Below are 13,509 nucleotides of genomic sequence, written 5' to 3' on the forward strand. Positions count from 1 at the left end.
TTAAGCCCTCCGCGCCTGTTCAACAATCGCAATAAAGGCGCTATTCATATCCTGCGCCTGCGCCAATCCAGCCTGTAATCGAACTTGCTTTGGCGTGCCTAAAGCCAATAGCTTTCCTGCATCCTGAATTGCGATTCGGTCGCAGTATTCCGCTTCTTCCATAAAGTGAGTGGTGATGATAATCGTGATGCCTTGATTGGCCAGTTCTCCAATGGTGTACCAAAATGATCGGCGCGCTAAAGGATCAATCCCGCTGGTGGGTTCATCTAAAAATACAATTTCAGGCTGATGCAGCAAAGCGGCCGCCATAGACAGCCGCTGTTTAAAACCGTTTGGTAAGTCACCACTTTTGACATGGGGCTTCAGTTCAAACTGATGCAATGCCTGATCTATTTGCTGCGTTAATTTTTTTCCGGACAAGCCGTAGGCGCCGCCAAAAAACTTCAGGTTATCCAGCATGGTCAGATTGCTGTATAAAGCAAATTTTTGCGACACATAGCCAATCTTTTTTCTTGCTTCTGCTCGGGCGTAACGCAGGTTCATGCCCGCAACTTCCAAAGTGCCGCCACTGGCTGGCAGCAGTCCGCACAGCATTCGAAAAGTGGTGGTTTTCCCTGCGCCATTTGGCCCTAATAAGCCAAAAATTTCTCCACGCTGCACATCAAAAGTCGTATTAGCAACTGCTGTAAAATCGCCAAATTTACGCACTAAATCTTTAACCTTAATGACTGGCGCTTGATCTGCATTCGACGCAATTGTCTGAGTTTGTATGGATTGCTCAAGTTGCATTGGCTGCTGATCTTTAGGGCTGGCAGCTTTGCCTGATAAAGAAGCTTTGCTTTGCTGCTGCGCCTGATGCAAAAAAAGCATAAATGCATCTTCAAGTTCAGGTTCACGCGCAGTTACTTGTGCAAGTGCGGGCAGATATTCTGCTGGCAATTGCGGATGCTGCACCGTGCTGATAAAACGCACCATGTCGCCTTTGGGTACAGCATCGGTAATATATTCAGGCAGATCCAAAAGGTGCGATTGTAAAATACGGGCTTTCATCCCATCAGGCGGTTGAGCCTGCCACGTCAGCCCGCGCACTTGTTCACTCAGTTCATTCGGCTTGCCTTGTTTCAGCACTTTGCCTTCATACATGACATACACTTCGGCACAGCGTTCTGCTTCGTCCATATAGGCTGTGCTGATCATCACACTCAGATTTTCTTCGGCAACCAGCTGCTGAATAATTTCCCATAGATCACGCCGTGATAAAGGATCTACCCCGACACTGGGTTCATCTAGCAGCAATAATTCTGGCGAACGCACTAAGGTGCAGGCTAAACCTAACTTTTGCTTCATGCCCCCTGATAGTTTGCCCGCTGGACGCTGTGTAAATTGGGTTAAATCGGTAATCGCCAATAGTCGCGCAAAACGTTCTTTGCGCACATCGGGCGGCACGCCATGCAAGTCTGCGTAGAGATTTAAATTTTCTTGAATACTGAGATCTTCATACAGTCCAAACCGCTGCGGCATATAGCTGATGCGGTCTTGAATTTTCTGAGGATGCTTGGCTGCATCAATACCCAATACTTCCAATGATCCTGCACTGGGTTTATATAGACCTGCTATCAAACGCATTAAAGTGGTTTTGCCTGCACCATCTGGGCCAACCAAAGCGGTTAATTGGCCAGATGGAATGGCAATATTCAAATCCTGAATGGCGCAAATATCGGGATTATTTTTGGCGGGTGCAGGAAAGACTTGGCGTAAATTCCTTGCTGTGACCACATGCGAAATTGATGCATCATTCATGAGTTTTACTCTCGGCCTGCTAGACTGAATAATCCTATGTCAATGTACTGAAGCAGGCTGCGCAGAAGCGCGCTGACTTTTAGCAATTTTGACAGTGACAGGCTGCCCCATTTTCAGCATATCTTTAGGGTCTTGCACATAAACTCGCACCTCATATACCAAAGTGGTCCGAATATCTTCTGTTTGCACGGTTTTGGGCGTGAATTCTGCAACCGAAGAGATATAGCCTATTTTTCCTTGAATCGGCTGGTCTGGCTGAGCATCACGGATCACTTGCGCTGCAGCGCCCATATGAATTTCACTCAAGTCTTTTTCATTCGCATATACGCGCACCCATTTCGGATCGCTCAGCGCCAGTGTATATACTGGTTTTTGTGCAGTCGTCATGTCGCCAGCTTCCTGCAAGCGTGCCCGCACGACTGCATTCACAGGTGCAGTTAATACGCTTTGCTGAATTTGATAATGAATTAAATCTAAATTCGCTTTAGAAACATCCACCTGCGCTTTAGCTGCTTCACGGTCTTCTTTCCGGGCGCCATTTTTCAGTAAGTTTAAATTGGCGGCTGCTTCATTGACTGAGGCGGAAGCTGTTGCTTGGCTGCTTTTTGCTGAATCCAGCTCCTGTTTGCTAATCGCTTGTCCTGCGGTATCTTGAAATAAAACCTGCATGCGTTTTAAATCTTTATCCGCTTTGTCCAACTTTACCTGCGCTGATACCAGCTGCGCTTCTGCTTGGGTAATTTGTTCCGGGCGCGTGCCAGCATCTTGCTCAATGACGGCCTGCTCCTGCACTTTAAGCTGCGCTTCCGCCTGCTTTTGCTGAATATTCAGCGCATCGGTATTCAATTGCGCCAGCACATCGCCTTTTTTGACATGGTCGCCTTCCTGCACATTCAGTTGCTGGATTCTGCCGCTTTGTTCAAATGCCAAAGACACCTGACGGATATCAACATTTCCGTACAGGGTTAAATCGTCAGAAGCTTCTTGATCTTTATTGAAATACCACACTGCTGCAGCAACGACGATCAGCGCTAACGCTGCTATGGCAACAAGTACACCCTTTTTCATAAGCCACCCGAACTGTCCGTCGTGATTATTAGTTTAAATTAGATTTAAACTATCATAAAAAATCTAAAAAAAGATATACTTCTGCATATTAAATATCGTTTAGTTTGATGAAAATATGCATCGTTTAGGACGCAGTGACGGTGATGTCACCAAACAGAAAATTTTGCAAAGCGCCTCAGAGCTCATTGCACAGCATGGTTTTGCCAAAACCAGCAATAAGGCCATAGCTCAAGCTGCCGAAGTTGATCTCGCTTCAATTAACTATCATTTTAAAGGCCGTGACGGTTTATATCATGCAGTTTTAGTAGAAGCTCATCGTCAATATGTGGATGAACAGGAACTGATGCAGCTGGCTGAATCCAGCCTCAGTGCTGAAGATAAGCTGGGTATATTTTTTGAAGCGCTGGTGTCTAAATTATTGTCAGGAAATACCTGTTATAGCCAAGTGCTGATGCGTGAACTGCTCAGCTCTTCTGCACATTTAAACCAATTTATTGAACAGGATGGAACACGCAAATTTGTTTTGGTCAGAAAAATTATCAGTGAAGCTTCGGGTTTACCTATAGATCATCCGCAGCTTTTACCTTGCGTACTAAGTGTATTAGCGCCGTGTTTTATGCTGATTTTGGCGGGTTCAAATGCTGCCAGCCCTTTGCATGATGTATCGACAATGAATGCACATGCTTTAGCCATGCATTTAAAGACTTTTTCTCTTGCTGGTTTAAAAGCCATTGCAGAACAAACGCAACTCTAACACCTACTTTATTTTACGCGGTAAATATCAAAAAACCTGCAGTCAAATCGCTAAGATGGCTGCAGGTTTTTTTAATTAAGATGGATATTAATTGATAGCCATTCTTCTGCTTTTAGTACTGCGCTTGCGTGTAACCACTAGGCTGCAAGCGACTACTGCTAAAGTCACCCCTAAAGAAAGCGTGGTTTCATAACTATAAGCTGGCGATAGGAACATATAGCCCAATACACTCATAATTACGATGATGACAAACCAAGTCAGCCAAGGAAATAGCCACATTTTAAAGGGTACGGCAGCGCCTTCTTTTTCAAGTTTTGAGCGCAAGCGCAACTGTGAAAATGCAATCACAAGGTACACCAGCAGCGCAATTGCGCCAGTTGTCGATAATAAAAAGCCAAAGACTTGCCCTGGAAACATATAGTTAACAGCACAGCAAATCAAACCAATCACAGTAGATGCAAAAACGGCAATTGCTGGAACGCCGGAACGGTTGATTTTAGTCACAGATTTTGGCGCTTCTTGGCGTGAACCCAACGAAAATAGCATGCGGGATGATGTATAAACCGCCGCATTCATACAGCTGGCAACGGCAATAAACACCACACAATCAACAATCAATTTTGTTTGCGGGATATTTAAACTCGCCAAAACATATTGGAATGTGCCTAATTTTTGTAAATCTGGAGAACGCCAATCGACCAGCGCAACTGCAAGAAAAATAGAAACTACAAAGAACAAGATGATGCGGTATAAAACTAAATTGGTTGCGCGTTTAATTTTTTCTTCAGGATTTTTAGATTCAGCGGCGGCGATGGATAAAATTTCAATACCAAAAAATGAAAATGCAGAAATTAAGATGGCCGAGAGCACCCCGCCCATGCCATTTGGCATAAAGCCGCCATTAGAAAATAAATTGCCGACACCGCTGACATCTTTAGCCAAAGGCCATAAGCCAAAGACCGCCATTGCGCCAATACCGATAAAAGCCACAATTGCGAGGACTTTGATTAAAGAAAACCAAAACTCAAATTCACCAAAACTTTTGGTACTGAAAAAATTGGCAAAGCTTAATAAGATAATAAAGGCAACAGCAAAAACTGCACTGGAAACGTCTGGGAACCATGCATGTAAAATTTCTGCGCCCGCAATTGCTTCAATCGGTATCACTAGCACCCAAAACCACCAATACAGCCAGCCAATGGTAAATCCAGCCCATGGACCAATCGCTTTACGCGCATAAGTTGAAAATGAGCCCGTATCTGGCTGTGCAACCGCCATTTCCCCGAGCATGCGCATCACTAAAAAAACAATGACACTGGTAATTATATAAGCCAATACAGCGGCTGGTCCCGCTTTTGCAATCGCTGCCGATGACCCTACAAATAGACCTGCGCCAATCACACCGCCAATACTGATCATGGTGATATGCCGATTTGAAAGTCCTTCACCTAATTTTGCTGTTTTCTCAATATTCATCTCATTCATTCCTTTTTATGACTCTAAATCTAAAAAATAAACATCTCCAACACCACCAAAATAAAAAGGGAAAACGTCGTGTTTTCCCTTTGAGCACATCAATTTAATGTAGGCATAGCAAATTGTTTTGCTTCACGGACTTCCGCAGACGGCCAGCGCTGCGTAATTGTTTTGCGGCGTGTGTAAAAACGCGCGCCGTCTGGGCCATAAGCATATAGATCACCAAACAGCGAGCGTTTCCATCCGCCAAAGCTATGATACGCCACTGGAACAGGAAGCGGTACATTTACCCCCACCATTCCAACTTGAATATTATGGGTAAAATAGCGCGCCGCCTCGCCATCGCGGGTATAAATGCAGGTGCCATTGCCATATTCATGGTCATTAATCAGCTGCATGGCTTCTTGCATTGTTTCTACACGAAGCACTTGCAATACAGGTCCAAAAATTTCCTGCTGATAGCTGGTCATGTCTGGCTTTACTTGATCAATCAATGTTGGACCAACAAAAAATCCTGTTTCATAACCGAGAGGTTTTGCATCTCGTCCATCGACCACAATTTTTGCGCCTTGCTGTTCAGCGCTTTGAATATATCCCTGCACTTTGTCTTTGTGCGCTTGACTGATCAACGGGCCAAAATCGTTGCTGTTATCTGCATAATGGCCAAATTTCAGCTTCTGCATTTCAATTTTAAGCTTTTCAATCACGGTATCTGCAATGTCATCGCCAATAGCGATTGCAACCGAAAGCGCCATGCAGCGCTCGCCAGATGAGCCAAAAGCTGCGCCCAGCAAGGATGTAACTACATTATCAATATCGGCATCAGGTAAAATAATGGCGTGATTTTTTGCACCGCCTAGTGCCTGACAGCGTTTGCCTTTAGATGTTGCTGTACTGTAGATATATTCTGCAATGGGCGTAGAGCCGACAAAGCTGACGGCCTGAATTTTAGGATGATGAAGCAAGGCATCTACCGCTTGTTTATCGCCATTGACGACGTTAAATACGCCGTCAGGCAAACCTGCCTGTTTTAAAAGTTCTGCCAAATATAAAGCTGCTGATGGCGCTTTTTCTGATGGTTTTAAAATAAAGCAGTTGCCGCAAACAATCGCCATCGGGAACATCCAAAGCGGTACCATGGCTGGAAAGTTGAATGGCGTAATGCCTGCGACTACGCCCAGCGGCTGGAACTCACTCCAAGAATCAATATCCGGTCCCGCATTTTTAGAATATTCGCCTTTTAAAAATTCAGGCGCACCGCAGGCATACTCAACATTTTCTATGCCGCGCTGCAGTTCACCTTTGGCATCATGTCCAATTTTTCCGTGTTCCTGCCCAATCAAACTGCAAATATGATCTGCATGATCTTCCAACAGCTGTTTAAACTTAAACATAACCCGTGCCCGCTTAATCACTGGCGTATCTCGCCAAGCAGGAAAAGCATCATGCGCAATTTGGATTGCATCATTTACAGTTTGCGCATCTGCAAGTAAAACCGCTTTGGACTGCTCCCCTGTAGCAGGATTATATACAGGCTGTGTCCGTGTGCCTTGTAGCACTAAATTGCCTTGAATAAAATGGCCTAAAACAGGCATTGACGGTTCAGCCGATTTCGCATTTTCGCCTTGACTGAAATTTTCTAAATTATTCATGTGTCTATCCTTTTAAGATGTCATCAAATCAATTTGAATTAAAATTACGCTTTATTGCACTTGGTAGAGCGCATCGCCCACAGCATTCATCAAACGCTCTAAATCGGCTTCAGTGCTGTTGAACATTGGGCCAAACTGCAAGGTATCGCCGCCAAACCGTGTGTAAAATCCAGCTTTCCAGAGCTTCATGCCTGCCTCAAAACCGCGTATAGAGGCATCACTATCTCTTGGGTCCAGCTGAATTGCGCCAATAAGCCCGCAATTGCGGATATCTAAAATATGCGGTGCGCCTTTAAGGCCATGCAGCAATTTTTCAAAGCTCGGCGCCAGTGCTGCAGACTGCTCAATCAGCTGATTGTTTTCCAATACATCTAAGGTTGCTAAGGCCGCAGCGCATGCCACAGGATGCGCAGAATAGGTATAGCCATGGGTGAACTCAACAGCATGCTCAGGTAAATCTTGATGCATAAAGGCTTGATAAATTTCACTGCTGGCAACAACGCCACCAAGCGGAATTGCGCCATTGGTAATTTGTTTGGCAAAGTTCAAAATATCAGGAGTTACATCAAAATATTCAGCGGCCGTCCATTTCCCCATGCGGCCAAAGCCTGTAATGACTTCATCAAAAATCAGCAAAATATCATGCTGGTCGCAAATTTCACGTAAGCGCTTTAAATAGCCTGCTGGCGGAACAATACAGCCTGCCGAACCTGATACCGGCTCGACAATGACGGCCGCAATATTGGATGCATCATGCAGTTCAATCAGTTTCAGCATTTCATTGGCCAGCTCTACACCGCCTGTTTCTGCAATACCTTGTGTAAAGCGAAGACTGGGCTGCAAAGTATGCGGCAGATGATCAACATCCATCAATTGACCAAACATTTTACGGTTGCCGCCAATACCGCCTAAGCTGGTTCCCGCAACGTTTACGCCGTGATAGCCGCGGGCACGGCCAATTAATTTGGTCTTGCTGGGTTTGCCTTTTAACCGCCAGTAAGCGCGCGCCATCTTAATTGCCGTATCTGCAGACTCCGAACCAGAATCTGTAAAAAATACGTGCTGTAGCTTTTCAGGCATATGCTGCACAATTTTTTCAGCCAGCTGAAATGAAAGCGGGTGCCCAAACTGGAAGGCAGGCGCATAGTCCAATTTTGACAATTGCTGACTCACAGCTTGCTGAATTTCTGACAAGGTATGACCTGCACCACACGTCCATAAGCCAGAAAGTGAGTCATATATTTCACGCCCTGCACTGTCAATTAAGTATGAGCCTTTGGCCCCAACGATGATGCGCGGATCTTTCTGAAAGTTGCGGTTTGAAGAAAATGGCATCCAATGCGCTTGATAATTCAGATTTAAATCTGCATTTGATGATTCTGTTTCTGATGCATATTCAGCATCATTTATAGTGTCTGTATCAAACATAATTAGCCTTCTTGTTTTGAGCTTATAATTCGAGTGTACAGAGCAGTATAGTTTTGATAAATTCAAATTAACTTTATTTTAGTTTTAAAAAATCAAATCTAATGAAACCTAGTAAATTAAATCAAGTCACTGATTTTGATATAAAACTTTTAAAAATATTTAAGACAGTATGTGACTGTCACAGCTTTAGTTCTGCAGAAAGTATTTTAGGTATTAGCCGTTCTGCCATTAGCCTGCACATGAGTGATTTAGAAAATCGGCTCGGAATTCGGCTGTGCCAGCGCGGGCGTGCTGGGTTCGCATTGACTAATGAGGGACGCGAAGTCTTAGAATATATTGAAGTGCTCACCGCATCGATTGAAGATTTCAAATCTAAAATAAATCAAATGCATAATCATTTAAAAGGTGAGTTCAATATTGGCATTATTAATAACTTAGTGACCATGCCCAGCGGTTATATCACTAACACTTTGGGACAACTGGCTGAAGAAAATGCAGAAGTGGTGATTAATATCAGTATGAGTACATTGTCAGATATTGAATGCCGTGTGCTGGATAACCGCTTGCATGCGGGTGCTATTCCGCAGGTTACGCCTTTGTCTGGCTTAGACTATTATCATCTTTATAATGAAAATTCTTTTTTATATTGCGGTCAGAACCATCCCCTGTTTGAACAGCTCAGTGATATTCATTTAAAAGATTTAAAAAAGTGGAATGCCGTACAGCCCAATTATGCCATGACTTCAAAAGCGGTAAAATTGCATCAGCTGCTGAATTGTACTGCCACAGCCAGCGACCGCGAAGGCATTGCGTTCTTAATTTTGACAGGAAAGTATCTTGGTTTCCTGCCCGACCACTATGCAAAAAAATGGGTGAGTGAAGGCATTATGCGCTCTATTTTTCAAGAAAATTTGCAATACAGCACGCCTATTTGCCTAATTACCCGCAAAGGCAAAAACACAAACAGTATCTTAAAGGCCTTTATTCACATGCTGGATCAGCGAGTGAGTGATGCTTAAGATTAAGTTAATTTAAATGATTTTTCCATTTTCAATGTGCAAGACGTTGCCCTCTAAATACGCCAGCTCATCTGCATGATGTGTGACATAAATCATGGGCAAAGCCGTCTGCTCTTTAACAGTCTTTAAAAACGGTAAGATTTGATCTTTCAGCCTGCGGTCCAATCCTGTCAGAGGTTCATCTAAAAGCAGCAAATCCGGCGAAGACAATAATGCACGGCCAATGGACACCCGCTGCGCTTCACCACCTGACAGCTGATGCGCTTTGCGCTGCAATAAGGGCTTTAATTCCAGCAGATCAGCAATCTGCTGAAATTTAAACTTCTGACTTTTTCTATCACAGAGCTTTTCTGCATAGCGCAAATTTTGCTCAATATTCATATGTGGAAACAGCCATGCTTTTTGAAAAATCAGGGCAATACGCCGCTGATGCATCGGTATATTTATGTTCTGAGCCGCATCAAATAAACTGTGTTGATTGAGGACAATCGAGCCGTATTCAGGTTGCAGCAGCCCAGCAATATTCTTCAGCAAAGTCGATTTTCCGCTGCCAGATGCGCCCATAATACCCAGCAGCTGTTCTTGCATTTGCAGTTCAGCGCTTAAATGAAAATCATCGTATTGAAATTGGAAATTACATTGCAGCATCTTTGCCTCCCAATTTGCGCTGATATTTCTGCAAAATATATGAATTGGCAATCAATGCGCCAAAAGCGAGAATGAGTGAAAGTATCACCAGCCGCATGGCTGCATGTTCCCCATCTGGCTGCTGGATCAGTGAATAAATCGCTATAGGTATGGTGCGGGTTTCATCTGGGATGTTGCCAACAAAGGTAATCGTAGCGCCAAATTCACCTAGGCTACGGCTAAAACATAAAATACTGCCAATGAGTATGCCAGGTAATGCTAATGGCAAGCTGATGCTGTAAAACACCCGCTGCGGACTTGCCCCCAAAGAACCTGCGACTTGTTCTAGCTGGCGGTTAATCATTTGAAAAGATAAGCGAATGGGCTGAACCATCAAAGGAAATGCCACAATCATGGAAGCCAAAACGGCCCCTTTCCAATTAAAAGCCAGTTGAATGCCAAACTGATTCAACATCTGCCCAATCCAGCCATTGGCGCCAAATAAAATCAACAATAGATAGCCCAATACGACTGGCGGCAGCACCATTGGCATTTGCAGCAAGGCCTCTGCGACGAACTTTCCTTTAAATTCATAACGCGCCAGCAGCCATGCCAAAGCAATGGCAAAAGGCAGGCAAAACAGCGTCGCGCAAACAGCGACTTTGGCTGATAGATACAAGGCGCTCCATTCTTCAGGGCTGAGCACTGTATGTAATCCTATAAACCAAAACCATATTGGCTAAAGACTTTTTTAGCCTGCGGGCTTTGTTTTAAATATAGATTAAATTTTACCGCAGAAGGATTTTTTTCCCCTTGAATGGTCAGCGCAATTGGATAGCTAATCGGGCTGTGGCTATTGCTGGGGAATGTGCCAGAAATTTTAACTTTTTTGCTAATCAACGCATCCGTTTTATACACGATACCGACCTGACATTCACCACGCTCCACAAACGCCAGCGCTGATCGCACATCATCCGTTCCGACAATTCGACCATTCAGGCTATTGAGCCAATTTAACTTAATCAGGCTTTGCTTGGCGTATTTTCCTGCTGGTACAGATTCCATTTGGCCCGTGCATAAATGCCCTTGAAAGGATTGCGCAAAATTAAACTGCGGCAGCATTTTAAACTGCTGCTTGCTGGCACTAGACGTAATTAAAACCAGCTCATTGTGCAGTAAAGTTTTCACTTGATTGCTTTGAATTTTCTGCTTTTGCACCAAATAATTCATCCAATCCTGATCTGCAGAAAAATAAATATCGCTGGGTGCACCCGCTTCTACTTGTTTAGCCAAAGCACTAGATGCACCAAATACTGGGACAATCTCAGTACTTGGATTTTGCTTTTTGTATTGCTTGGCAATGTCAGTGATGGCATTGGTTAAACTAGCTGCGGCATAAATTTTTACCGTTTCAGCATGCAATATAGGAGAACACAAACCAGCAGCAAGCAAAAATTTTAAAGAAAAGTGCATTGGGTGTCCTCCTAGTGCTGAATGAATAAAACTTGCAGAATATCACCCGCTTGTATGTTCTCAGCAGCAGGCACTCTCACAATACAATTGGCGTGCATTAGATTACTGAGCATATGCGATTGCTGTTTGGCTAAACTGTTTAGTTTTAAAATGCCTTGTTCAAATACTGCATGCATTCTTAAAAAGCGTTCACGAGCATCTGCTTTTAAATCGTGCTGCAAGATGCCATTTGCCCATTGCTCAGGCTGTATCTGGCTTTGTAATGCTTGCAGCAGCGCTTTTACATAAATTTGCAGGCCGATATACACCGCAGCAGGATTGCCCGGAAGGCCCAATAAAGCACAATTGCTTTGATCGTCACGCGGATATTGCGCAAACAGCATCGGTTTTCCAGGCTTTTGCTTGACCTTCCAAAAAATCTGTTCAAAGCCATGCTGCAAAGCTACAGGACGAACAAAGTCATAATCGCCAACCGAAACTCCGCCTGTGCTGATGATCAAATCATAGTTTTTCTTAAGGCTTTCAAAACATTTAGAAACATCTTCTGCAGTATCTGCAACATGCACAATTTCTACGGTTTGATTTTGTGATTGAAACCAAGCCTCGATCATGGGCGCATTGGCATCAAAAATTTTTCCTGAGTTTAGATCTTCAACCGTATCCGCAACTTCATCCCCTGTAATGACCACGGCTATTTTAGGGAACTGCTGCACTTTGATATGTTTAATACCCGCCATGCTAAGCGATGCCATTGCGCCAACATTCAGCTTTTGACCTGCCGATGCCAACAATTGCCCAACCGCAAGTTCTTCACCGATGTCACGAATATCGGCATGCAGAGCTAAGTCTTCAGTGACGCAAATGTATGTATCTTCAAGCTTTACGATTTCCTGACGCGCAACAATTGTAGTGCCGGCTGGAATTTTTGCACCGGTAAAAATCCGTAAAGCCTGTCCTTCAGATAATTCAGTCTCTGTGTTTTGACCTGCGCGAATTTCCCCGACCAATTCAAAACGGCATTGTGCTGAAAGGTTGGTCTGAGTGCACAGTGCATAACCATCTACAGCACTTTGAGAAAATAACGGCAAATTGATGGCTGAATAAATATCTTCTGAAAGGTAGCGATTGAGCGCTAAGCTCAAAGCTAAAGTTTCAACGGCTAAGGGACGAGTCTTTTCAACAATCAGCGCTAAAGCCTGATCTACAGTAATCAAGCCTTTTTCTGCACCACAGCCGCCATGTTGACTATTTATATGTTTAGCATCTAAGACTTGATTCATTGATAGCCTCCCGCATGCGGAATATTTTTCTTCACATCAAATAAATGCACCAAAGCTGGCAGCACAGCGATTAAAGATTCTTTCGCGCCTTGGCGGCTGCCTGGTAAAGTCATTACTAAACTGGTGTCAATATAGCCTGCAACACCGCGGCTGAGCGCGGCATATGGGGTGCGTTTTTGACCAAAACTGCGAGAGGCCTCCATCAAGCCAGGAATTTCACGTTTTAATAAAGGCTGAATGGTTTCTACAGTTAAATCTTTCGGGCCAAGGCCTGTGCCGCCTACGGTTAAAATTAACGGATATTGATTTTTTTGCTGCTCAATCAAGGCCAAAAGCTGCTCAGGACTGTCTGGAATGACTTGGTAATTAATATTGCTAAAATTGGCTTCCTGTAAAATCTCCAGCACATTTTGCCCCGCCGTATCAGGCTTTTTGCCTGCCGCGACTGTGTCTGACAGTACAATAACAGATGCCACCAAAGGCTCTTTTAATACGCGGGTAAAATGTGATTTTCCACCTTTTTTCTTTTGCAATTTTACTTGATCCAGACACAAATCTTCCGGTTCACAGTGCGGTTTAAGCATATCGTACAACGTCAATCCAGCTAGGCTCACTGCTGTGAGCGCTTCCATCTCCACCCCAGTCGGGCCAATGGTTTCAACTACTGCTGTAATGACAACGTGTGCATCAAATAATTGATATTCCACATCTGCGCGGTAAATTGGCAGTGGATGGCATAATGGAATCAGTTCATCAGTACGTTTTGCGCCTAAAATCCCAGCAATACGTGCAGTCTTTAGTGCATCACCTTTTTCAGTATTTCCATTTCGCAGCAATTCAATGCAATGAGGCGGTGCATGCAATATGCCATCTGCAATTGCAGTACGGTAGCTTTCCGCTTTCATTCCTACATTTTTCATTCCATTGTTCCT

General features: G+C 44.0%; 12 protein-coding genes. 2 read left to right on the forward strand and 10 right to left on the reverse strand.

All coding sequences use genetic code 11. The annotated features are described in order from the left end of the window. Together B9T34_RS03455 and B9T34_RS03460 are read right to left on the reverse strand one after the other, a co-directional pair. Positions 1-1,800: an ATP-binding cassette domain-containing protein gene (locus tag B9T34_RS03455; protein ID WP_086211778.1), complete on the reverse strand. Its 1,800-nt coding sequence runs from the start codon at positions 1,798-1,800 to the stop codon at positions 1-3. Positions 1,801-1,839: 39 nt separating this feature from the next. Next, positions 1,840-2,868: an HlyD family efflux transporter periplasmic adaptor subunit gene (locus tag B9T34_RS03460; protein WP_086211779.1), complete on the reverse strand. Its 1,029-nt coding sequence runs from the start codon at positions 2,866-2,868 to the stop codon at positions 1,840-1,842. Positions 2,869-2,983: 115 nt separating this feature from the next. On the opposite strand from B9T34_RS03460, the gene B9T34_RS03465 reads away from it, so the two are divergent. Further along, entirely contained in the window at positions 2,984-3,622 is a 639-nt protein-coding gene (locus B9T34_RS03465) for a TetR/AcrR family transcriptional regulator (protein WP_086211780.1), read from the forward strand. Positions 3,623-3,709: 87 nt separating this feature from the next. Here B9T34_RS03465 and B9T34_RS03470 read toward each other — a convergent pair whose 3' ends face one another. The 3 genes from B9T34_RS03470 to B9T34_RS03480 form a co-directional block, all read right to left on the reverse strand. Further along, positions 3,710-5,098 carry an amino acid permease gene (locus tag B9T34_RS03470; RefSeq protein ID WP_086211781.1) on the reverse strand — a complete coding sequence of 463 codons (1,389 nt, stop codon included), beginning with the start codon at positions 5,096-5,098 and terminating at the stop codon, positions 3,710-3,712. A 98-nt stretch (positions 5,099-5,196) separates the two neighbouring features. Then, positions 5,197-6,750, reverse strand: coding sequence for a CoA-acylating methylmalonate-semialdehyde dehydrogenase (locus B9T34_RS03475; RefSeq protein WP_086211782.1), 1,554 nt, complete (start codon positions 6,748-6,750; stop codon positions 5,197-5,199). A gap of 51 nt (positions 6,751-6,801) precedes the next feature. Next, positions 6,802-8,178, reverse strand: a complete 1,377-nt coding sequence (locus B9T34_RS03480) for an aspartate aminotransferase family protein (protein WP_086211783.1) — start codon at positions 8,176-8,178, stop codon at positions 6,802-6,804. A gap of 101 nt (positions 8,179-8,279) precedes the next feature. Here B9T34_RS03480 and B9T34_RS03485 point away from each other — a divergent pair, with 101 nt between their 5' ends. Next, entirely contained in the window at positions 8,280-9,197 is a 918-nt protein-coding gene (locus B9T34_RS03485; protein WP_086211784.1) for a LysR family transcriptional regulator, read from the forward strand. A 12-nt stretch (positions 9,198-9,209) separates the two neighbouring features. On the opposite strand, the gene B9T34_RS03490 is transcribed toward B9T34_RS03485, so the two are convergent. Genes B9T34_RS03490 through moaCB form a run of 5 tightly spaced genes read right to left on the reverse strand, consistent with a single transcriptional unit; the run spans position 9,210 to position 13,497 of the window. Then, on the reverse strand, positions 9,210-9,845 hold the full coding sequence (locus tag B9T34_RS03490) for an ATP-binding cassette domain-containing protein (RefSeq protein ID WP_086211785.1): 636 nt from the start codon (positions 9,843-9,845) through the stop codon (positions 9,210-9,212). Continuing rightward, positions 9,832-10,530, reverse strand: a complete 699-nt coding sequence (gene modB, locus B9T34_RS03495) for a molybdate ABC transporter permease subunit (RefSeq protein WP_086211786.1) — start codon at positions 10,528-10,530, stop codon at positions 9,832-9,834. The genes B9T34_RS03490 and modB overlap by 14 nt, the downstream gene beginning before the upstream one ends. 11 nt (positions 10,531-10,541) lie before the next feature. Then, entirely contained in the window at positions 10,542-11,297 is a 756-nt protein-coding gene (gene modA, locus B9T34_RS03500; RefSeq protein ID WP_086211787.1) for a molybdate ABC transporter substrate-binding protein, read from the reverse strand. 11 nt (positions 11,298-11,308) lie between these two features. After that, entirely contained in the window at positions 11,309-12,577 is a 1,269-nt protein-coding gene (locus B9T34_RS03505; RefSeq protein WP_086211788.1) for a molybdopterin molybdotransferase MoeA, read from the reverse strand. Beyond that, positions 12,574-13,497 (reverse strand): bifunctional molybdenum cofactor biosynthesis protein MoaC/MoaB, encoded by a 924-nt coding sequence (gene moaCB, locus B9T34_RS03510; RefSeq protein WP_086211789.1) that lies wholly within the window; start codon positions 13,495-13,497, stop codon positions 12,574-12,576. The genes B9T34_RS03505 and moaCB overlap by 4 nt, the downstream gene beginning before the upstream one ends. Positions 13,498-13,509 lie beyond the last annotated feature (12 nt).

The sequence above is a fragment of the Acinetobacter sp. ANC 3813 genome (assembly GCF_002135435.1).
Taxonomy (GTDB): Bacteria; Pseudomonadota; Gammaproteobacteria; order Pseudomonadales; family Moraxellaceae; genus Acinetobacter.